A 21,880-nucleotide genomic window follows, 5' to 3' on the forward strand; every position below is an offset into this window, starting at 1 on the left:
GCGCCTGCGGTTACATTGGCCTGTGATACCGCCGCACTTTCAATTGCAACATGAACCAATCTCCGCAGTTCGGATGCCGGAGGGACAATCTTTGCGCAAATCTGTCTTGGCACGCCCGGTTCCCGGGTATAACAGGACGCATCCCGGTCGCAGCCTACCCGGGTAACAAAACAAGGGTTCAAAACATGAAGACGATCGTAATCTGCTCAGGCGGACTGGATTCGGTGTCGCTGGCACATATGGTTGCACGCGACCACCAGCTGGCGGGCTTGATTTCCTTTGACTATGGCCAGCGTCATCGCAAAGAGCTGGACTATGCCGCACTCTGCGCACAGCGGCTGGGTGTGTCTCATGGCATCATCGACTTGCGCTCGGTCGGGGCAGTTCTGACCGGGTCGGCGCTGACCGACGATGTGGACGTGCCCGACGGGCATTATGCCGAGGACAGTATGCGCGTGACCGTGGTGCCCAACCGCAACGCTATCATGCTGACCGTGGCCTTTGGGGCCGCCGCAGCACGCGGGGCCGATGCAGTGGCAACAGCGGTGCATGGCGGAGATCACTTTATCTATCCCGACTGCCGCCCAACCTTCACGCAAGCCTTCGAGACGATGCAGAAACACGCGCTGGACGGCTATGCCGACGTGTTGCTGTTCACCCCGTTTGTCCATCGAAGCAAGGCCGACATCGTGACCGAGGGCGCGCGTGTGGACACACCCTTTGCGCAGACATGGTCCTGCTACAAGGGCGGCGAACATCACTGCGGGCGCTGCGGCACCTGCGTTGAACGGCGTGAGGCATTCCATCTGGCCGGTGTTGCAGATCCGACCACCTATGAAGATCCCGATTTCTGGGTCGCAGCAATGGCGCAGAAGGAAACCGCCTAATGTACCGGATCACCAAAGAGTTCCACTTCTCCGCCTCGCACCAGTTGACCCATTTGCCCGATGATCACCAATGCGCGCGGATGCATGGGCACAACTATATTGTCGAGGTCGAACTGGCCGCGCCCGAACTGAACGCCGACGGGTTCGTGCGCGACTATGGCGAGTTGAATCCGCTCAAGACCTATATCGACGAGACCTTCGATCATCGCCACCTGAACGACGTGATGAACATACTGACCACGGCCGAGAACATGGCGCGTCATTTCTATGACTGGTGCGCCGCGCGCTGGCCGGAAACCGCCGCCGTGCGGGTCAGCGAAACGCCAAAGACCTGGGCCGAGTACCGCCCATGACCCGCCTGCGCATTGCCGAGATTTTCGGCCCCACGATCCAGGGCGAAGGTGCACTGATCGGAGAGCCTACCGTTTTCGTGCGCACCGGTGGTTGTGACTATCGCTGTAGCTGGTGCGACAGCCTGCACGCGGTCGATAGAGACTATCGCCATAATTGGGCGGCGATGGACACGGATGCAGTCTGGGAGCGGGTACGCGCCTTGTCGGGCGGGCGGCCCCTGACCGTCTCGCTGTCCGGGGGAAACCCGGCCATTCAGGACTTTGGCCCGCTGATCGCGCGGGGCCAAACCGAAGGATATCGGTTTGCCTGCGAAACCCAGGGCTCGATTGCAAAGCCGTGGTTTGGGGACTTGAACACTCTCGTCCTCAGCCCGAAACCGCCCTCAAGCGGCGAAACCGTGGACTGGGTCGCGTTCGATGCCTGTCTAGACACCGCGCAAGATGGTCCGAAGGTGGTGATGAAAATCGTGATCTTCGACGAGGCTGATTATGATTGGGCCCATGCCGTGGCCGACCGCTATCCGGCGCTGCCTCTTTATCTGCAACCGGGCAACTCGGAAGTCGAGCCCGACCTGCCCGTCGATCCGCAAACCCTGTCGGACCGGTTGCTGTGGCTGGTGGAAAAGGTGACCGCCGATGGCTGGTTCGCCCCACGGGTTCTGCCGCAACTGCACGTCCTGCTATGGGGCAACAAACGCGGGGTCTGACCCTGAAAGGAGCACATGATGGAAACCATTTACAGCGACCTGACCCAGTTGGGCGGGAAAACCGAACTGCCCGCATCGCCCGAGCTGGCAAAGCTTGAGCGAGTGCAGAACCCGCAAGCCGATATCGACTATTGCGTGCGCTTCACCGCGCCCGAGTTCACCTCGCTCTGCCCGATGACCGGGCAGCCGGATTTTGCCCATCTGGTGATCGACTATGTGCCGGACGATTGGCTGGTTGAATCGAAATCCCTGAAACTGTTTTTGGGATCGTTTCGCAACCACGGCGCGTTTCACGAGGATTGCACCGTGTCCATAGCTCGCCGTCTGGTCGAATTCCTGAAACCGCGGTGGCTGCGGATCGGCGGGTACTGGTATCCGCGCGGCGGCATTCCCATCGATGTCTTTTGGCAAACCGGAGCCACACCCGATCACGTCTGGATTCCCGATCAGGGCGTACCACCCTATCGCGGTCGCGGCTAGACAATCACAATAACTACAGAGCGGAACCGCGCCAAAGGTGTATCACCGCGCGGCTCTGTTGCGAACGCATTTCCCGCAGGATTTACCGCTGTCCGACCATCTGACACCCCTTCTCCGGACTTTGATTTGACTTTGAGCCAAGTGCTGTTTGAATGCACGGCATGGCGTCGCGCAGTATCGAGATATTGCCGCGAAACGACAAAGCCACCCGGCTTTGCGGAAAGGGGCGGAGAACATGTGCCAGATTTTTGCCAGGCAGGACCCGGAACGGTACGCAAGTAAGACCCGCAGTTTAAGGTTGAACAGTCAAAGCACCAGCATCCGGCTGGAGAACGCCTTTTGGACAGTCATTGGTGACATCTCGAAAGGCGAAGGGACGAACACGCCAATTTTCATTTCCAAACTGCATTCCGTGGTTCTGGAGCTACAGGGAGAGCCCGAGAACTTTACCTCGCTTCTGCGCTGTGCCCGTCTCAAGTTTCTAGAAATGCAGAGCGCGGACAACGCTACAGACATCGCTGCCGAGTAGCGCCTGCTGACAAAGGTCATGATCGACAGGTAGTAAGTCAATACTACCCCAACCCGGCCATCGCCCCTGTAACCTGTCATAAAACACATGACGGGAGAAACGGCTTGGCCAAGAACATTCATTCCATGATCCGCGTTCTGGATGAAGCGCGATCCATCGGGTTTTACAGGAACGGCTTCGGCATGCACGTTGCCGACCGGCTTGATTTTCCAGACTTCACCCTCGTGTATCTCAGCAATGACGAAAGCGATTTCGAACTTGAACTGACGATCAACAAGGATCGGAGGGAACCTTATGACATTGGCGACGGCTATGGCCATCTGGCCGTGTCCGTTGATGATCTGGTTTCCGAACACGCCCGGTTCGAGGCCGAAGGCCTGCAACTCCGCAAGATCGTTGAATTCGCCCCGGCAGGTGAACTTATCGCGCGCTTCTTCTTCGTCGCAGATCCGGACGGATACCAGATCGAGGTTCTCGAACGCAGCGGGCGTTTCAAGTGACAAGAACAATGGGAGGAGAAACAGAAATGCACGACTTGGACCTGAAGGGACTCACACGGCGTCAGCTATTGTCCCGCGCAACGGCGACGGGGCATCCTTTGTTATCGGCGCAGACTTTCTTGCCTCAAGCACCGCGGCCTGGGCGACCCAGACCCAAGTCTTGAAGCCGGAGACCTTTGCAACCCTCGTCCAGATGGCCCGGGACATCTATTCGCACGACAAGGTCGGCGACGAGTTTTATGTCATTGCGGTCAAAGGCTATGACACGACCGAAGCAGCCGAAGGCATCGAGGCCGGTATTGCCGCGCTGGATGCGGCGGCTCAGGGAAAGGGATATGCCAGCTATCTGGATGTCGGCTGGGAACGCGATCGGATCGACATTCTGCGAAGGATCGAGAACGGCCCGTTCTTTCAGCAAATCCGGGGCGGGCTTGTTACCGGGCTTTATAACCAGAAAGCGGTCTGACCGATCATTAGTTACGAGGGCTCTTCATTCGAATTCGGCGGATAAATCAACCGCGGCTTCGACGACATAAACTGGCTATAAGCGGAGGTAGGCACCATGACGGCACCTTTTGACCGAACCGACGAAAGCGTTGTTGTCGTAATTGGAACCGGCGCCGGTGGCGGCGTTCTGGCAAACGAACTGGCGCAGAAAGGGATTAGCGTCGTAGCTTTGGAAGCAGGCGGCCGATACCTGCCGGATGACTACATCAACGACGAATGGGAAAGCTATGGTCAGCTCGCGTGGTTGGACGCCTGCACCACGTCCGGGGACTGGCGGGTGGCCAAGGACTTCTCGGGCTTGCCAGCCTGGATCGTAAAAGCTGTTGGCGGCACGACGACCCACTGGGCGGGCGCATCGCTGCGGTTCCAGGATCACGAATGGAAGGCGGCAACCACCTATGGCGACGTTCAGGGTGCAAGCCTACTGGACTGGCCCATTGATGCTGCGGAAATGGAGCCCTGGTACATCAAGGCCGAGGACAAGCTGGGCGTGACAAGGACCGGCGATCGCCCTGGGCTGCCCGGCAACAACAACTAAAAAGTGTTCGAGGCGGGCGCCAAGGCACTGGGTTACGAGCAGGTTCACACGGGTCGCATGGCAATAAACTCAGACGAAAACCGCGATCGTCAGATGTGCCAGCAGACAGGTTTCTGCTTCCAGGGGTGCAAGTGGGGTGCCAAATGGTCGGCGGCCTATACCGACATCCCTGAGGGCGAAGCCACGGGCAATCTGGAAGTCCGAGAGAAGGCGCATGTTGCCCGCATTCTGCATGACGAAACCGGAAAAGTCACCGGCGTCGAGTATTTTGACGCCGACGGGAACCTTCAGATGCAAATGGCGCGGGTTGTCTGCGTGGCGGGCAATTCATTCGAAAGCCCTCGATTGCTGCTGAATTCCGCGTCGTCCATGTTTCCGGACGGATTGGCCAACAGCTCTGGTCAGGTCGGGCGCAACTATATGCGGCACATGACGGGGTCCGTCTACGCAGTTTTCGACAAGCCCGTAGGGATGTGGCGCGGTACAACCATGGCTGGCATCATTCAGGATGAATCGCGACACGACCCGAGCCGCGGGTTTGTCGGAGGTTACGAACTTGAAACCCTGTCACTCGGCCTTCCGTTCATGGCAGCGTTCCTTGATCCCGGTGCGTGGGGGCGTGAATTCACCACCGCACTGGACGGGTATGAAAACATGGCCGGTATGTGGATTGTCGGCGAAGACATGCCACAGGAGACAAACCGTGTGACGCTGAACATGGAGGTGAAGGATCAATACGGGTTGCCGGTCGCGAATGTGCATTTTGACGATCACCAAAATGACATCGCCATGCGCAACCACGCCTACAAACAAGGTCAGGCCGTTTACGAGGCCGCGGGTGCGACCCGGACATTCCCCACGCCGCCATATCCGTCTACCCACAACCTGGGCACCAACCGTATGTCCGATAACCCACGCGATGGTGTCGTCAACAAGTGGGGCCAAACCCATGACATCCCGAACCTGTTCATCTCGGACGGTTCGCAGTTCACAACGGGCGCGGCGGAAAATCCGACATTGACCATTGTGGCACTGGCAATCCGCCAGGCCGACCATTTGGCCAATGCAATGAATGCAGGCGACCTTTAGGGTCGAGGCATGTGAAACCCGTATGGCCTGTCGTGCAGTAGATTGGCCATACGGCATGTATCATAGCCAAGTTTATCCGCCGCAAATCAACTCCAAACGGATGCAGGAAACACCGAGAGACCGGGTCAAAACCAGCAACTGACTGAGTCACACATCTCCTTTTAGTTGTGTCTTTTTGTCACAAGATGATACTTGGCCTCAGACCAGCACGAACTGATATTGACGATACGGAACAGTATATTAGACATGACCCAATAGTTTGAGTTTTGGGATATTGGTTTTTATGGACGGCACTTCGTCTTCGCTGGGTACACACCTTATAGCAGATTTCTTCGACTCGAGCGCACTTTACGATCCCGTTCCCGCCGAAGACGCTCTGACACGCGCGGCGATTGCCGCCAAAGCGCGTGTTCTAGGGGTGAATACCCATGATTTCGGGCGACGGGCAGGGTTCACCGGGGTCGCGTTGCTGGCCGAGTCGCATATCTCGGTCCACACCTGGCCCGAACATGGATATGCCGCCATCGATATTTTCATGTGTGGCGACGCAAGACCGCAACTCAGCCTGGACGTTCTGAAATCCTATTTCCGCCCGCAACGCGTGAATGTGCAGTCCATTCGTCGAGGCCTGATTGGCCACGCGACGCATCGGCTTGTGGCGGTGGGCCACTGAAAGGCGAATGGAAGAGCTGCGCAGATGCCCGGTTACGATAGGCCTCATACTAAGCGCGATTGCGGGTTATGCGTTGCTGGGTCCGGTCCGGTATTCAGCGCCTATCGTGAGTTTTTCCGATCATCTGCTGTTCATGTTTCGACACGGCGATCTGAGTCACCTGACGCTCAATTGTCTTCTCATCCTTGTCGGCGGGAGCTTTACCGAACCCATCCTGGGCAGGATTCGAACACTGGGTCTGGTCGCCCTGTTCGCCCTCGCCGGAACAACGGTAGAGATGCTGTTGGTCGGGCCGGGGTTTATCGGCCTGTCCGGTGTTGCATACGGTCTGGTTTCCTATGGCTTGATTGTCGTCAGCCGATCGGAACGGCGCGGCTGGACGCTGGCCCTGATCTGTATCGTTCTCGGGGCCGAGTGGCTGTTCCTGCATTCTCAGATCGCTGTTTTCACCCATATCGCAAGCGCCTTGATCGGCGGAGGATTGGCCATGTTTAACGCCCTTTTCGGCTCGAGTGGGCCCAAGCTCAAACCCATGGAGTGGCGACACGTGTCTTCCGCCATCCAGATCATCGCTCAGACCGATGAGGATGACGCGGCCGAGGCTGAAAGCACGTTCGTGGACGGCGGGACGGACAACATGTTCGTCCTTCAGGAAAAGGGCAACGTGGTTGGGCTGATCGGCTACAGCCTGGACGAAGACGTGCCAGACGTCGCATGGCTGTCCTGGACCTATCTGGATCAGGCCCACACCGGAAAGGGGTTGGGTGCCCTGATGCTGAACGATCTGCTGGGAAAGCTGGCGCAACTGCAGGTACGCAAGATATTCATCGAAACCAGCGACTATGAAGAGTTCGGCAAAAAACTCTATGCCGCTGCACATAAACTCTATGAAGAGTTCGGCGCCTCCATCGAATTGACCGTGCACGGATATCATGGCCCGAACGAAGCCAAGATCGTCTACGGGCTGGATAATCCCGAAGCACCCGAGGCACCGTGCGCGGATCCCTCTGCGAATACCGGCTTATCGATCTTTGAGATTCACAAGGCACCCGAAACTGACGACGTGGCGGGCCTGCGTTGGCGCGAAACCAACGCCGGGCTGAGCGGGCTGGATCAACAGCTTTCGCTGGCACGCAGTCAGAAATACCGCATGGCCGTTCTGGCCGTTCCATCTGACCTCTCCGACGTCAACGCGGCGGATCTGCAGGCGCAGGGCCTGACAAAATGCGGTGAGCTCAAAGAGTTCTACGGCAAAGACCTGCATCAGGTCTGGTGGAGCCGCGATCTTGGAACAACCCAAAAGACAGACTGAAGTTCATAGGAGTATTCAATGTTTGGTAAACTGAAAACGATCGTCATAATTGGCGTTCTGGGCTTTGCGGCCTATTCATATTTCCTGGCACCGAAATCGGAACAGACTGCTGATCTCGGGCAGGTTCTGGACCGCACCGAATTCACCATCATCCAATACCAAGAGTATTTGGACGCCAACAGCATCGCCGAAGCCTCTGACGAGCAGGTAGATGAATTCACCGGCTATCTGACGCAGGTGATGAACTCGGAGCCGCGGTTTTACGACAAACCGCTGGGTCTGGAAATTCTGTCCGACGCCAAGTTCTCGGGCTACGCCGATCCAAATGCCAACGGCATTCGTGATACGGGTGAAGGTGAGGTTTTCACCATCGAGATCGACGAGGCGAATAACCGCCTGATCGCTACCGACACGACCGGTCAATCCGCTGGCCTGCGGTTTTCGGGCGCAGGATTCCTGGCGGGCGCGCTGATCGGCAACCTGATCAGCCGTCAGCGTTCGGCCGGCATCAGCGCCTCCAGTTTCAACAACCGCACCGTTACCCCGCGCACCAGCTACTCGGCCCCGCGCAGCGCCCGCTCCGGCGGTCTGCGCGCAGGTAAGTAAGAACTGCGCAAACACAACACCCATCAAGGCCCGGCGCATCAATCACGCCGGGCTTTCCAGTTTCTCGGATTTTTGTATGACCGACACTATGACACTACGCTACACGGATCTGCCCCGCCGGCAGGCAATGGTGCTGCTTGGCGCAATCCTGGTTGTTGCCCTGTGTGGCATTGTCTACGAACTGATCATCGGGACGGTGTCCAGCTACCTGCTGGGCAATTCGGTCTATCAATTCTCGCTGACTATCGGGTTTTTCATGTTCGCCATGGGCGTCGGGTCTTACGTGTCCCGGTTTTTCCACGGCAACCTGATCCAGACATTCATCTGGGTTGAGCTGATCCTGGCGCTGATCGGTGGTCTGTGCAGCGTGTCGCTGTTCATGCTCTTTCCATATGCACCTTGGTTCTACACGGTCGGCATGTTCACCTTTATCTCGGCCATCGGATTTCTGGTCGGGCTGGAGATTCCCCTGCTGATGCGGGTTTTGTCAGAGAGCAGCACTGCGCGGGAGTCCATCGCCGATGTGCTATCGCTGGACTATATCGGTGCGCTTGGCGGGTCGGTTCTGTTCCCCATTCTGCTGCTGCCGTCCCTTGGGCTGATCTCATCTTCGTTCGCCATTGGCCTGACCAACGCCATGGTTGCCGTCCTGAGCGTTCTGTGTCTGCGCGACCAGCTGGACGCGCCCAAACGGATGCTGGCCTGCGCAATTGGCACCATTGTTCTGCTGTTCGTACTGACCTTGCTGGCCGGGCGTATCACCGCATTTGCGCAAGACCACCTGTATTTTGACCGCATCGTCTGGCGCAAACAGTCGCAATACCAGTCACTTGTTGTCACCAACACCTGGCAAAAGAACGACGTTCGCCTTTTTATCGACGGCCATCTGCAATTCGCCGAAGCGGATGAGTATCGGTATCACGAAGCGCTGGTTCATCCCGTCCTGTCCTGGGGCGAAAAAAACCCCAAATCCGTCTTGTTGCTGGGCGGGGGTGACGGGCTCGCAGTGCGCGAGATCCTGAAATACCCAAGCGTGACGCGCATCGATCTGGTCGACCTTGATCCCGCGATGACCGATCTGGGGCGTAATCTGGCCCCCATCGCCCGTCTGAACGAAAACAGCATGGATGCGTCGTCACTGAACATCCACAACACCGACGCGTTCAACTATGTCAAATCCACGGATCAGACCTATGATCGGATCATCATCGATTTCCCCGATCCCCATAACGAGGCTCTGTCGAAACTCTACTCGGTCGAGTTTTATGCCATGGTTCAGAGCATTCTGACAGCGGACGGTGTGCTGGTCACGCAAAGCAGCTCGCCCTTCTTTTCGCCCCATACCTACTGGACCGTTTCAGAAACCTTGTCCGAGATTTTTCCGAAGGTCGTGAACTATCAGATGTCGATCCCCTCTTTCGGAATCTGGGGATACAATCTTGCTACCAATGATCCAGCATCAACGCTGGGTGACCTGCCCGATACCCTTAAGTTCATTACTCCTGAAGTATTCGCGGCCGCCCAGGTGTTTTCCGATGATCTTCGGCCCAAGCGTGAACTTGCCGTCAACTCGATTTTTGACCCCGGCATCTACCACGAATATTCGCGCGATGTATCCGGCTATTGAGGTACACTGGCAATTGAGTACTTCGGGCACCGTATTCTACGGTTAACAACGTAGAACAGAGTTTAGCCCAGTTTCCGCGATCAGCGTATTCGGCGCTGATTGCTTGCGATGCGCCCTATACATCACCCATCTGGCCAATTGCCCGCAACCCGGCTTCGGCACACAGGATGGGTTTTGTCCCAAGAGTTAAACTGGACGGCAGTGTTTCCGCCAATGTTGATTAACCGGCTAACTTATTAAACTGCTGAAATGGACAGAGCCTGGGGGTGAGTTGACCTTTGCGGATTCTGTTGACCAGTTCGATCCCTGCCAATTTAGACGCCGCAGCCTTGTTCCGACGCTTGGACAGCATGAAACCAAGCGTCTTTCCGGCTTTGTCAACGGCCCGCTACGGGTATTTCCCTTGATCTCAGTTTGGTTCGGTTTCGATCACAGGTCGAAGATCAACTCAATCATTCTGTTTTACACCCTTTGCCCCTCCAGGTTGAAAACAAAGAATCTGGAAGCTGCGATCCTGCTCCAACCGGATGAGGTTTTGCGCTTTCCAATCACGTGTAGTTCAGCGCGGATTGTGTCTCCGACAAAAACCGGTTGTTCGAAGCGCCAGTTCCACCCAGGCGAAGTCAGGTCGCGCCTTGAACTGAGACTACAATCCATCAATCCCTGACGAGATCAAAGGCCCATGCGCCACGCGCCATGCCTCCCAGCAGGGTCAAGACCGCAACACACCCTACCCCATAGGCAGATGCAAGTAGCAGGTTACGAAGGGTTATCACCTTCTGTTCGATGTATTTCATGATGAATGACATGATGCCCTCCCTTTTCTATCAGCACACGGGATGAAAGGCGTTCGGGTTTCCCTCGGATATTTACGGACCCGGTTGAATATCACCATCGCTGCAATCGCCGACTACTACCTGACTCACCGGGTTACCGGATCCTACTTTTTCCAACGCGACATAATGGATGAACAGGTGTTGAATGAGCGCCTGGACTTTAACGACGAAAGCATCATCAGGATTGTTCGCAAGGGTTAGTCACGTCCCAAACTGCGGCCCGGGATGCTTTTCAACACCACCCCCGGCGAATTTTCGCCGATCTCTCTGGCTATCTCGCACCGCCTGCGACCCCGTAAAAAAGCGCAACACCGCCAAGTCACGAACATTTCGCAGAATTTCAAAGATGCGCAGAATTTGGGTGTGACCCGGGCCGTGAATTCAACCCAAGGGCATTACAAGGAAGAGACTTTGTGGTAGAATTGCCGCCTGTGGATTCTAGCAATAACGGGTCATCGGCTCGACTAGTCAATTTCTGGACGTCGGGACTACCAAAAATGATTCATATCCGTACATTTGGCGGTTTATCAATTTATAACGGGCCGCGCTTGGTCTGTAAGAATTTAGGCCCAATTACGCGCGAGTTGTTCAGCTATCTGGCGGTCCATTCGGATGCGTCCCAGCGCCGCGAGCGTATCGCCGAAATCTTCTGGCCAGAGAAAACGCGCTCACGGTCCCGAGCATCACTCAATACTGCGTTGTGGCGGATCAACAGTTCGCTGAAATCTTCCAACATAGACGATCAGGTCTCCATCGTTCGGGCCAGCGAAGCAGCGGTGGTTATGAACATGGGGTCTGAGGTAGCTCTGGATTGTGCAAACCTTGCACGACAGGTCGAAATCTGCACGATTGCGGCTGCAAAAGGACCGCTTGTGCGTGAGATGCGAAACGAGTTGCAGTGCGCGCTAACCCAGTATTGCGACGGGTTTATGGAAGGTGCGGCAAGTGACTGGGTCATGCGGGAACGGGAGCGGTACCGCTGTCTCTTTGAACGGGGCATGACCATTCTCATGCGGGACAACGCATTATCGGGGCGTCTGGACGAGGCACTGGCTTGTGGATCGATCATTTTGGAAAGCGACGCTCTGAAAGAAACTACGCAACGCGCCGTCATGTGGCTTTATGTGATGAACGGTCAGCGCGGCAAGGCGATTGAGCAATACCTGACACTCAGGCGCAGACTGCGCGAAGAAATAGACGTGGACCCGATGGCGGAAACGACCATGCTCTATCGCTACATCCTCGGCAAAGACAGATCGACTGGACCAGACTTCTGCAGGAACGCACGCTCGACTACCGCCGCGTCCAGTATCAATCAGCGGCTGCGAGAAGTAGGCGCGCAGCGCAACGCAGTTCTCGGCACCATTCTTGAACCCGATCTCGGTGAGCTTTGAACCGATAGGGTTATCGAACCGAACGCTTCCTATCCATCCGTTATCAGAAGCTTGTGAAGCAGCGTTTTCGCTGGCGGAGATCACATAGACCAAAACTCAGCGTTTGAGAGTTGTGTGATGGCTGTGTGAGAGTCAGGCAAGAGCTGGCAAACAGCAACGTGGCCCACGTTGGATTATCGAATAATCCGGTCGTTATAGCGTCGCGCTATCATGGGTGGAATTTCATCCGGAAGCGGAGCGTTCGACGTCATGCGACAGATCCGACCCCCCAACGACGAGATTGATCGTGGCCGTTTATCGGCCCGCTTTCGATCGGCTTCGCGCGGTATGCCTCCCCTGTCAAACCGCAATGTCAAAACTCCCATCAAACTTGATTTCCCCAATCGTAAGGAAGCTCAGCCATGCCCGCAGTCCTGACGTATCCCGGCGTCTATATCGAGGAAATTCCCAGCGGTGTCCGCACAATTGCAGGAGTGGCCACGTCGATAACCGCCTTTCTTGGGCGAGCGTCGAAAGGGCCCATCGATACGCCATTTATCATTAACAATTTCGGCGACTTTGAGCGCAATTTCGGCGGCTTGGGCATCGCTTACCCGATGAGTTACGCCGTGCGCGATTTCTTTGCCAATGGCGGCGGTCAAGCCATCATAGTCCGGGCCTACACTACCGCTGCCGGGGGTGGCTCCGATACTGCTCAGATCGACGCCAATGGATTAACACTTGCAGCTGCAAGCCCCGGCGCCTGGGCGAACAATCTGCGGGTGCGGATCGACCACGACGTGCCGACACAGGCCTCCCCGCACCCGCTGCCATGGGTGGATGCCGAAGGCCTGACCAGCGCTGATCTGTTCAATCTGACGGTGCGCGACACGGTCACGGGTGCGCAGGAGGTTTTTGTGAACCTGACGGTTGCCGAGAGCCAGCGTCGCGTCGACCGTGTTCTTGCCGCACAATCGGCGCTCATCCGGGCACCCAGCCCGCTTGCCGGAGCAATCCCGACGGCGGATGACCCCATCGTGGACCCCGCTACCGTCTGGACAGACGACTCATTATCCAGCCCGGTTTCGACAGATGGCGAGGACAGCGCGTTTCTGACATCGACAACCGATTTCACCGGAAGCCGGGCCGGGAAAACCCGGCTCTACGCTTTGGAAGACGCGGACCTGTTCAATATCCTCTGCATACCGCCCGATACGCGTGGCGGGGATACACCGCAGCCTGTCTACGATGAGGCATTGAATTACTGCGTCGAGCGGCGCGCCATGATGATCGTCGATTCCCCTGCGGCCTGGACCAGCGCGTCGGCGGCATCTGGCGGGCTGGCGGCGCTGAATCTCACCGGGGTTCGGGCCCGCAATGCAGCGCTTTATTTTCCCCGTGTAGTCATGTCCGATCCGTTAAGACAGGGTCAGCAGGACACCTTTGCCGCCTGCGGTATCATCGCAGGGGTCTGGTCGCGCACCGATGTCTCTCGTGGTGTGTGGAAAGCCCCCGCCGGTGTCGACGCAGCAACGCGCGGGGTCCAGCGTCTCTCGGTCAAGCTCACCGACGACGAAAACGGGCAGATCAATCCGCTGGGTATCAACTCGCTCCGTGCATTCCCGATTACCGGGCGGGTAGTCTGGGGCGCCCGCACGTTGCGCGGCGCCGATCAACTGGGCGACGAATACAAATATGTTCCGATACGGCGACTTGCACTGTTCATCGAAGAGAGCCTTTACCGTGGCACACAATGGGTCGTCTTTGAACCCAACGACGAACCGCTTTGGGCTCAGATACGTCTGAACGTCGGCGCCTTCATGCGTAACCTGTTTCGGCAGGGCGCTTTCCAGGGCAGTTCACCCCGCGACGCATATTTCGTCAAGGTCGACAGCGAGACCACCACGCAAAACGACATCAATCTCGGCATTGTAAACATCGTCGTGGGCTTTGCGCCTCTGCGTCCGGCTGAATTCGTCGTCCTTAAGATCCAGCAAATGGCCGGCGATATCGAAACCTGATCCGGCAGAAAGGAAATTGCAGGGCAATGGCACAGTTTTCCGTCAATACCGAACGTTTCGACCCCTACAAGAATTTCAAGTTCCGCGTGAAATGGGACGGTCGATATGTTGCAGGCGTCAGCAAGATCAGCGCGCTTGGCAGAACCACCGAGGTCGTCGAACACCGTGAAGGCGGTGATCCGTCTACCGTGCGAAAATCACCGGGCCAGACTAAGTTCGAGGCCATCACTCTGGAACGTGGGGTGACCCACGATACCGAGTTCGAGAAATGGGCGAACAAAGTCTGGAACCTGGGCTCGGGGCTGGGCGCCGAAGTGTCGCTCAGAGATTTTCGCAAGGACATCATCATCGAGCTCTACAACGAAGCCGGGCAGCTTGCGATCAGCTACAACGTGTTGCGCTGCTGGCCTTCGGAATATCAGTCCCTACCCGAGCTTGATGCAACGGCCAACGCAGTCGCGATCCAGACCCTGAAACTGGAAAACGAAGGGTGGGAACGTGATCAGGCCGTAACAGAGCCGACCGAAGAAAGCTTCACAGACCCTGAGGACTAATGCGCAATGTTGCCGCTGACGCCCCGTAAGATTTTGCAGATTTGGGAGGATGGACAAACCGCCGCCCCTTACGCGCGCGCTATGCTGTTACTCGAAGCCGCCGAACCAGACCTGACCCGGCAGGATTTAACCCGGCTGCCCATTGGTGAACGCGACGCCCGGCTTCTGCGGCTTCGGCAGGCGGTATTTGGCAACGCGCTGAGCAGCCTTGCAGACTGCCCCGGATGCGGCGAGCAGCTGGAACTGAGCTTCACGGTTGATGACGTGGCATTACCGCCCCCCGAAACCAGCGGCCCCTGGACGTTTGAGGACGGTGCTTTGGCGGTCAAGTTTAAACTACCAGACACTCATGACCTTGAATCTCTGATACCGGGCGTCGATCCGAGCAAGGCGCTGCTGGCGGCTTGCGTTCGCGACGTGACGGTTGACGGTGCCCGCGCTTCGATTGACGCGCTTGATCACGGGCAGCGGGTTGCACTGATCGAGGCAATCGGCGGGGCAGACCCCCGCGCAGACATGAAAGCCGGGATGATTTGCCCCCACTGTGCGCACCAATGGTCGGCGCAGTTCGACATCCTCGCGTTTTTCTGGGAAGAAATAGGGGCATGGGTACGCCGTTTTCTGTGCGAAGTTCACGTACTGGCCCGGGCCTATGGCTGGTTTGAGAGCGATATCCTCGAGCTCAGCCCCTGGCGACGAAAGCAATATCTGGCGCTGGCAAGATCATGAGTGATTTCCTCGCCTCCCTTGCGGCTCGCAATCTGGGTCCGCCATCCGAAACACCAGCAGCAGAAGGTGGCAGCGTTCGTCCACGCCCGGCGGCGGCCTTTGAGGCCGAAGGCGCCGGTGTTCCGCCGGAACCTTTGGATCAGCACGAGGACATAGCCACCCCGGTTCGGACCGAGAATCTGGTTGTCTCTCCAACCCCGGTCGCACCCGAACGGCCCGCCCAGCCAGAGCGGACATATGCCAATATCGCCGATCGCTCAGACCTCCCGGAGGCAACCCCGATATCGCCGACGGTCGCACCGGATCCACCTGCCGAGCCGCAGATAGTTGCCCCTGAAACGCCGATAGTGCAGCATCCAGAACCGCGCCCGGACACAGAAAAACCCATCCTGCAGCCCAAGGCCACGGAAGCCCCCCTGTCCGCCGTCGCAACAACACCTGAGGCAACGCAAAGCACAGCGGCCGAAAACACCGAAGTTACATCGAAACTCAAACCTGCGACACCGGAGCCGCCAAAGCCTCCTGAACATGATCGCGCTGCGCCGCAAATCGCAACCGAGCCTGCGCCGATGAAACTTTCGAAGCCGGTTCGACGCGTGGATGCACCGCTCGAACGGATCGTCAGGCAGATGGTTCTTACCCCGAGGCGTGAAACGCGAAACACGGACGAACTCGAAGCCCGGTCGAAACACAACGTTTACCCCGACCGGAATTCGAAAAGCGATCTGTCCGAAGAACCTATTGAACCTGTGCCAAAGTCAACTCAGCCGATCCCTGAGCCAGAAGGCGATGCACGAGACATTGCACCGCTTCGCCCGCGCAGGGTTGTCGAAAACCGGACATCGCCGCTGGCGCCCGTGCCGGATCTTCGTGCGCCGCTCGAGCCAAAAGCCGCTGAAACAACGATCCGGATCAGTATCGGGCGTATTGAGGTCAAGACCGGAGTACCGGAACAGCCAGCCACCGACACCCGACCAAAACGCCCGGCGCCCAAGCTGATGAGTCTCGATGAATATCTTGAAACCCGCAGTTCAGGAGGCGGATCATGAGTACGCCCCTTGCCATTGCTGCAACAACGCTGACTCTGCGCAATCTTCTCAACCCTGTTGCAACAGCGGACTACAGTGCAATGCCGATAGATGCGCGACCGCTCAACCAAATCGACATCACAACGCAACCGCCCGATCAGGTCCGGCCTGATGCCACCCGCAACCGCATCAATCTTTTTCTCTACCACACGGAATACAACGCGGCCTGGCGCAATACCGATCTGCCACGTCAGGGTCGTCCGGGCGAGAGGCTCCCGCCGGTGCTGCCGCTAAACCTGTACTATCTGCTCACGATCTATGCCGAGAATGACAATGAGCTGATCGCACAGGTTCTGCTCGGCAATGCCATGCGTATCCTGCACGATCACCCGGTGCTGGGACGGGCCGAAATCGAATCCGCCCTGGAGGATGCCGAACTGGACGAGCAAATCGAGCGTGTCCGCGTGACCGCGTTGACCTATACGCCTGACGAGTTGACAACAATTTGGTCGGGGTTCCAGTCGGAATTTCGACTATCTGCCGGGTACAAGGTTGGCGTTTTGCTGATCGAAAGCGCCCTTCAGCCTTCGGCCGCGCTCCCTGTTCTGCGTCGCGGCGATGCGGATCGTGGTCCGGCCGTTGTCTCAGGTGGTGCACCCAGCCTAAGCCGGATCGACGCCTTTCTGAACCCCGCTTTGCCGACACCACCAGTATTGGCAAAACCGTCCGCAGAACTGGGCGATGTGATCGTGGTCAGGGGCAGCAATTTTTCCGGCGCCACGATGACGGCACGGCTTACCGGCGACAACGGCGTTACTCATAGTCGGCCTCTGATGCCCGAACGCGAAGACAGCACGGTGCGGGTTTCACTGCCTCAAATTACCGAAACCGAAGTATCGCGGGATTGGCCCGCAGGGTTCTATCGGCTCGAGTTTGAGGTCACGCATTCCGATGCGCCCTCGTGGACGACCAACCGCCTGACTTTTGCGCTTGCCCCGCAAGTCAGCAGTCTGGTGCCGGCCAGTCAGCCTGAAGCTGCCCAACCTTTCGCGCTGACAATCACCTGCACGCCTCAACTGCAATCGGACCAGCGTGTTGTGGTTCTTCTGGGCGACCGCGCGCTGACCCCTTCTCCCGGGTCCATCGTGACACCGGCCGATCCGGACGCACCCAGTTCCGTAACCGTGACTGTCGACAATCTGACACCGGGCGACCACGTGGCCCGGCTGCGGGTCGACGGGATTGACAGCCTGCCGGTTGATCCGCTGGCCGTACCACCCGCGTTTGATGCCGCTCAGATATTGACGATAGCGCCATGAGCAACACCGCCGACAAAACCGCCACAAGGCCAACTGCCGTCGCCCCGACGACCGAAGACTGGCATTTGGCTAACGACGCTTATCTGTCCGCCGCAATTGCTCATCTGCGGCTGCTGCTGACGGCCTTTGCGGCAAAACAGCATAAGGTCGCCGAAGCGCCGCGCGGCAGCAACCGTTGGACTGCCATTTTCGGCGACCGCTCCGAGACCGCCCCAAAACCGCCGCCAGCGCCAAGCCAAAGCGATATCGATCGCGCCGCGAGCACCCGCGCCAAGGCCGAAGCGGACATCAATGGCGAGCCTGCCCTGCACCTGTTGGGCGATCGGTTCGATCTGACCGAGTTCGAGCGTGAAATCCTTTTGTTATGCGCAGCTGTCGAGCTCGACACCCGAATGGCCGGGCTTTGTGCAGCAGCGCAAGGAGATGCGGCGCGCGATTACCCGACTTTTGCTTTGGCTTTAGCGTTGTTTGACGATCCCGCCTGGGACGTCCTGTCTCCGCTCCGACCACTGCGCTATTGGCGGTTGCTGGAAATCTCGCAATCCGACAACAGACCATTGACGATCAGCCCGTTGCGCGCCGACGAGAAAGTAACCAATTTCCTCAAGGGCCTGACATACCTCGACGATCGTTTGTCGCCCCTGCTGCTGCCGTTTGATGATATAACGCGCGGGGCCTTACCAGCGTCGCAGGAAGTCGCTGTGACAAGGGCCGTTAATCTGATGCGCCAGAATGGCGAAGGCCGCCCATCCTCGGTTCAACTTGTTGGTTCCGATCCCGCCAGTCAGCAAATGGTCGCGCAGCGCGCGGCGCACGCGCAGGGGCTGACACCCTGCAGAATGCCCGCAGGGCTTCTGCCGCGCAAACCCGATGAGCTGGAACGGCTTGCCCGGCTCTGGCATCGCGAAAGCCTTCTGATGCCGATTTCGCTCTATCTGGACACCCATGTCGATAGCGGTGAGTCCCCACCGTCAAACCCACCGATTGCACAGTTCATTTCGCGCAGTGGGGGCGTTCTGGCGATCGGGGTTCGCGAAGGCAAAGGTGACCTCGGCCCGATGGTCGAAGTCGAGCGTCCCACCGCAACGGAACAAGTCGCGCTTTGGTCCGACGCAATGCCGGATGCGGACCCCGAAGTGATCACACGGATCACGGCCCAGTTTGATCTCAATGCTCCCACAATCCGGCGCATTGCCCGGTCTGCGCAAGCGGGCAACGGGGCATCCGATACGCTTTGGAAGGCTTGCATCGAGGACACGGCCCCTGGCCTGGATCGCCTGGCCGAACGCATCCGACCGGTCGCGCATTGGAATGATATTGTATTGCCGGACGCAGGAATGTCTCTGCTGCGACAGCTGTCGGCACAGGTCGCGCGACGGGCCAAGGTTTACGACGACTGGGGTTTCCGGGAACGCACGAACCGCGGCTTGGGCATAAGTGCGCTTTTTGCAGGTGACAGCGGTACCGGCAAGACGATGGCTGCCGAAGTGATCGCCAATGCGCTCGACCTGCGGCTCTATCGGATCGATCTGTCTGCGGTTGTGTCCAAGTACATCGGCGAGACTGAGAAGAACCTGCGTACACTGTTCGATGCGGCGGAAGGCGGCGGTGCGATCCTCTTCTTCGACGAAGCCGACGCGCTGTTTGGCAAACGATCCGAAGTGCGTGACAGCCATGATCGCTATGCAAATATCGAAACCAGCTATCTGCTCCAGCGGATCGAGAGTTTCAGCGGCTTGGCGATCCTGTCGACAAACATGCGCCGGGCGCTGGATGCCGCGTTTCTGCGCAGGCTGCGTTTCGTGGTCAATTTCCCCTATCCCGGCCCCTTGCACCGCCGCGAAATCTGGCGGCGCGCCTGGCCGTCGAACGTGCCGCTCGGCGACCTCGATTATGACCGGTTGGCTCGCCTGAATCTCTCGGGCGGCAACATCGCGACTGTCGCGATGAACGCCGCCTTCATGGCGGCTGAGACTGAAGAACCGGTCACTATGCCGCTGGTCCTGACTGCTGCACGCGCCGAATACGAGAAACTCGAACGACCGGTGAATGACACGGACTTCACCTGGCGTGAAGCACCGAAGATCAGGGAGGTGCAGGCATGAGGGCCGAGATAACGATTGATCATTTGGTCTTGGACAGCCACGTGAATTTCAGCGACCCGGCATTGCGCGCCGCGCTCGGTGACGCACTGATCGCCGGGATACAATCCTCGAGTCCGCGTCTCATCCACGATCCGGGAGCTCTGGCGCAGACGGTGGACGACCTAGTGGCCCGAATTGCATCCGCCGCCAGTACGAGGCTGAGATGATGAGACGACAGGTTGCATCCCCCATTTTGCGAACGGTCTTTTCCGGGATCGGAGGAGCACACCGTACCCGTCTGGCACCATCCAAGCCGCTGCCAAGACGCGCGCACTTCTCGGGGCACGGCTGGGACATCAGCGCGGTGCCGACACATCAACCTACACTTCAGACCAAGCTTCGGGTCGCGTCTGGTTCCAGCCCGCTCGAGCGCGAGGCAGACGGCGTCGCCCGAACCTTCAATCAATCGCCAAAAACCGGTACGCACCAAGTACCTGACGGGAAAAGCAGTCCTGCTACCGACGCGACGGTGCGTCTGCGAGCGCGCGGAAACGAAAGGCCGGAACACGTAGCGACCAAGGCGCTGGCAACTGTCCAAAGCGTGGTTGCGACGCCCGGACAACCGCTTGGTGCCGCAGATCGCGCCCTGTATGAGTCACGTTTTGGAGCGGATTTCAGCGGCGTGCGCGTGCATTCCGACGACCGCGCGGCGGCGTCCGCCGATCAGATCGGTGCGCGCGCCTATACGGTGGACAACCATATCGTCTTCGGGCGCGGACAATTTTCAAGTGAAACAGCCACGGGCCGCAGCCTGATGGCCCATGAATTGACACATGTCGTACAGCAATCGGACAGTCGCACGGGGCTTGTTCAGCGGGATCTGGCAGTACCGCCAACCACCCCTGGTGGAACCCGCAAGATCCTTAGCCCCGCCGAGATCGCCGACGCGATCACGTTCAATCAATTGACGATCACCGAAGCGACCGAAATCGGGCTTCTTCGCGATATACTCGGAATTTCCGCGTCTCCTGCGAATATAGACGCCGATTTCGTACAGGCAGTCGCCGACTATCAGATCCTTTATGGCCTTACTGCCACGGGCAAGATCGACGGGTTCACACGCAGGCGGCTCAGCCTCGAAATCCTCGGCGAGGCGGATTTTCTCGGCTTCACCGGACTGGGCGGCCTTGCCGCTGGCGTACAGCTTCGCAGCGACCTGGACGGCTTGATGTCGGCCGGCAACACCACCTATGCAGATTGGCGTGCAACCATAGTTGCCGCAACGAGATTGCAGCAGGACGTGATCCTGGCCGAACCATCCTTCCTGACCCGGATGCGGTCGCACCTGTCCACGTGGAACGATTTCGCCCGTTGCGTCGAACTTCTCGGGCGACGTGCGCCGACCCACAATCGCCTTGTCGCCAATGCCACGGTCGCTGCCGCCCTGGCGGCAGCGTGGACAGATTCCGATGTCGGCGTGAACCCACCGCTGGTCAACCAGCACGAAGAGGGTGGATGGGTCTATTTGAACCTGATTACAAATCGCCTATCCGTGCGTCGCCAGGCCGCCGGAGTCACTGCCGGTATCAACCTCGCATCACCACCGATCATCGCCGACAACATCGTCGTGGCCAAGTTCCATACCCACCCTAACCTTGGGGCAAGGTGGACTGCAGGGCCAAGCGCCCGAGACACCACGGTGGACGCGGCACACGGTGTCCCGGACATTGTCGTCGGGTCGAACGACACGGTGACAACAACCTTCGACATATTCTCCAGCGGTCCGAACCGACGGCTGCACCTTGCAGGTAATCAGGGCCTGCCCGGCGCCGGAGGCGGCGTTGCACCCCAAGCTAAAGCGGACGGAACTCACGATGACCAATGAACCCAGATCAGAAGACGTGAAGGTCTTGGCAGATGCCGCGCTTCGGATCGCGATTGACGATGCAAGCCAGAGCATTGCCGATCTGACGCAGTATCGCATCCAGATCGTTCTGCAGGACGTCCAGTGGCAGATCGATTTCGAACCGCAGGATCCGCAAGCACAGGGCGGTGGGCTGCACTACACGATTTCTGCAACATCGGGTGAGGTTCTTTCAGCGCGGTTCGAACAGTGACCCCCGCCGCG

Annotated in this window: 21 protein-coding genes and 2 pseudogenes; 22 read left to right on the top strand and 1 reads right to left on the bottom strand. The window is 58.2% G+C overall.

From position 1 onward, the window contains the following. Positions 1-185 precede the first annotated feature (185 nt). From queC to ACR0IM_RS18045, 12 genes and pseudogenes are all read left to right on the top strand, one after another. Positions 186-887: a 7-cyano-7-deazaguanine synthase QueC gene (queC, locus tag ACR0IM_RS17990; RefSeq protein ID WP_480682746.1), complete on the top strand. Its 702-nt coding sequence runs from the start codon at positions 186-188 to the stop codon at positions 885-887. Beyond that, on the top strand, positions 887-1,240 hold the full coding sequence (gene queD, locus ACR0IM_RS17995; RefSeq protein WP_480642607.1) for a 6-carboxytetrahydropterin synthase QueD: 354 nt from the start codon (positions 887-889) through the stop codon (positions 1,238-1,240). The genes queC and queD overlap by 1 nt, the downstream gene beginning before the upstream one ends. After that, positions 1,237-1,947: a 7-carboxy-7-deazaguanine synthase QueE gene (gene queE, locus ACR0IM_RS18000; protein WP_480682747.1), complete on the top strand. Its 711-nt coding sequence runs from the start codon at positions 1,237-1,239 to the stop codon at positions 1,945-1,947. Before queD ends, queE begins: the two co-directional genes overlap by 4 nt. A gap of 15 nt (positions 1,948-1,962) precedes the next feature. After that, on the top strand, positions 1,963-2,427 hold the full coding sequence (gene queF / locus ACR0IM_RS18005; protein WP_480682748.1) for a preQ(1) synthase: 465 nt from the start codon (positions 1,963-1,965) through the stop codon (positions 2,425-2,427). A 235-nt stretch (positions 2,428-2,662) separates the two neighbouring features. After that, positions 2,663-2,956, top strand: coding sequence for a ribbon-helix-helix domain-containing protein (locus tag ACR0IM_RS18010; RefSeq protein WP_480682749.1), 294 nt, complete (start codon positions 2,663-2,665; stop codon positions 2,954-2,956). Positions 2,957-3,060: 104 nt separating this feature from the next. Continuing rightward, positions 3,061-3,456, top strand: a complete 396-nt coding sequence (locus ACR0IM_RS18015; protein ID WP_480595024.1) for a VOC family protein — start codon at positions 3,061-3,063, stop codon at positions 3,454-3,456. A gap of 26 nt (positions 3,457-3,482) precedes the next feature. Further along, positions 3,483-3,967, top strand: a pseudogene (locus ACR0IM_RS18020) (Twin-arginine translocation pathway signal). Positions 3,968-4,018: 51 nt separating this feature from the next. Beyond that, positions 4,019-5,590: pseudogene (locus ACR0IM_RS18025) on the top strand (GMC family oxidoreductase). 283 nt (positions 5,591-5,873) lie between these two features. Then, positions 5,874-6,263 (top strand): adenosylmethionine decarboxylase, encoded by a 390-nt coding sequence (speD, locus tag ACR0IM_RS18030; RefSeq protein WP_480682750.1) that lies wholly within the window; start codon positions 5,874-5,876, stop codon positions 6,261-6,263. 7 nt (positions 6,264-6,270) lie between these two features. Next, the gene (locus ACR0IM_RS18035; RefSeq protein ID WP_480682751.1) at positions 6,271-7,575 is read left to right on the top strand and encodes a rhomboid family intramembrane serine protease; all 1,305 of its coding nucleotides are present in this window, start codon (positions 6,271-6,273) and stop codon (positions 7,573-7,575) included. A gap of 18 nt (positions 7,576-7,593) precedes the next feature. Next, entirely contained in the window at positions 7,594-8,181 is a 588-nt protein-coding gene (locus ACR0IM_RS18040) for a hypothetical protein (protein WP_480595034.1), read from the top strand. A 76-nt stretch (positions 8,182-8,257) separates the two neighbouring features. Beyond that, entirely contained in the window at positions 8,258-9,808 is a 1,551-nt protein-coding gene (locus tag ACR0IM_RS18045) for a polyamine aminopropyltransferase (protein WP_480682752.1), read from the top strand. A gap of 656 nt (positions 9,809-10,464) precedes the next feature. Here the strand turns inward: ACR0IM_RS18045 and ACR0IM_RS18050 are convergent. Then, complete coding sequence (locus ACR0IM_RS18050) at positions 10,465-10,617, bottom strand: hypothetical protein (RefSeq protein ID WP_480595044.1); 153 nt, start codon at positions 10,615-10,617, stop codon at positions 10,465-10,467. A 524-nt stretch (positions 10,618-11,141) separates the two neighbouring features. Between ACR0IM_RS18050 and ACR0IM_RS18055 the strand changes: the two genes are divergently transcribed. The 10 genes from ACR0IM_RS18055 to ACR0IM_RS18100 all read left to right on the top strand — a co-directional run bounded on the left by ACR0IM_RS18055 (position 11,142) and on the right by ACR0IM_RS18100 (position 21,869). Continuing rightward, the gene (locus ACR0IM_RS18055; protein WP_480682753.1) at positions 11,142-12,038 is read left to right on the top strand and encodes an AfsR/SARP family transcriptional regulator; all 897 of its coding nucleotides are present in this window, start codon (positions 11,142-11,144) and stop codon (positions 12,036-12,038) included. 401 nt (positions 12,039-12,439) lie between these two features. Beyond that, positions 12,440-14,038, top strand: a complete 1,599-nt coding sequence (locus ACR0IM_RS18060) for a phage tail sheath family protein (protein ID WP_480595054.1) — start codon at positions 12,440-12,442, stop codon at positions 14,036-14,038. A gap of 26 nt (positions 14,039-14,064) precedes the next feature. Further along, positions 14,065-14,592: a phage tail protein gene (locus ACR0IM_RS18065; RefSeq protein WP_480595058.1), complete on the top strand. Its 528-nt coding sequence runs from the start codon at positions 14,065-14,067 to the stop codon at positions 14,590-14,592. Positions 14,593-14,598: 6 nt separating this feature from the next. Further along, positions 14,599-15,321, top strand: coding sequence for a T4 family baseplate hub assembly chaperone (locus ACR0IM_RS18070; protein WP_480682754.1), 723 nt, complete (start codon positions 14,599-14,601; stop codon positions 15,319-15,321). After that, positions 15,318-16,370 (top strand): hypothetical protein, encoded by a 1,053-nt coding sequence (locus tag ACR0IM_RS18075; RefSeq protein ID WP_480682755.1) that lies wholly within the window; start codon positions 15,318-15,320, stop codon positions 16,368-16,370. Before ACR0IM_RS18070 ends, ACR0IM_RS18075 begins: the two co-directional genes overlap by 4 nt. Beyond that, complete coding sequence (locus tag ACR0IM_RS18080) at positions 16,367-17,668, top strand: Pvc16 family protein (protein ID WP_480682756.1); 1,302 nt, start codon at positions 16,367-16,369, stop codon at positions 17,666-17,668. Before ACR0IM_RS18075 ends, ACR0IM_RS18080 begins: the two co-directional genes overlap by 4 nt. Next, positions 17,665-19,773: an ATP-binding protein gene (locus ACR0IM_RS18085; RefSeq protein WP_480682757.1), complete on the top strand. Its 2,109-nt coding sequence runs from the start codon at positions 17,665-17,667 to the stop codon at positions 19,771-19,773. Before ACR0IM_RS18080 ends, ACR0IM_RS18085 begins: the two co-directional genes overlap by 4 nt. Then, a complete protein-coding gene (locus tag ACR0IM_RS18090) occupies positions 19,770-19,979 on the top strand; it encodes a hypothetical protein (protein WP_480682758.1) in 210 nt (69 codons plus the stop codon). The genes ACR0IM_RS18085 and ACR0IM_RS18090 overlap by 4 nt, the downstream gene beginning before the upstream one ends. Further along, complete coding sequence (locus ACR0IM_RS18095) at positions 19,976-21,637, top strand: eCIS core domain-containing protein (protein WP_480682759.1); 1,662 nt, start codon at positions 19,976-19,978, stop codon at positions 21,635-21,637. The genes ACR0IM_RS18090 and ACR0IM_RS18095 overlap by 4 nt, the downstream gene beginning before the upstream one ends. Next, positions 21,627-21,869 (top strand): hypothetical protein, encoded by a 243-nt coding sequence (locus tag ACR0IM_RS18100; protein ID WP_480682760.1) that lies wholly within the window; start codon positions 21,627-21,629, stop codon positions 21,867-21,869. Before ACR0IM_RS18095 ends, ACR0IM_RS18100 begins: the two co-directional genes overlap by 11 nt. Positions 21,870-21,880 lie beyond the last annotated feature (11 nt).

The sequence above is a fragment of the Ruegeria sp. BF6 genome (assembly GCF_056538665.1).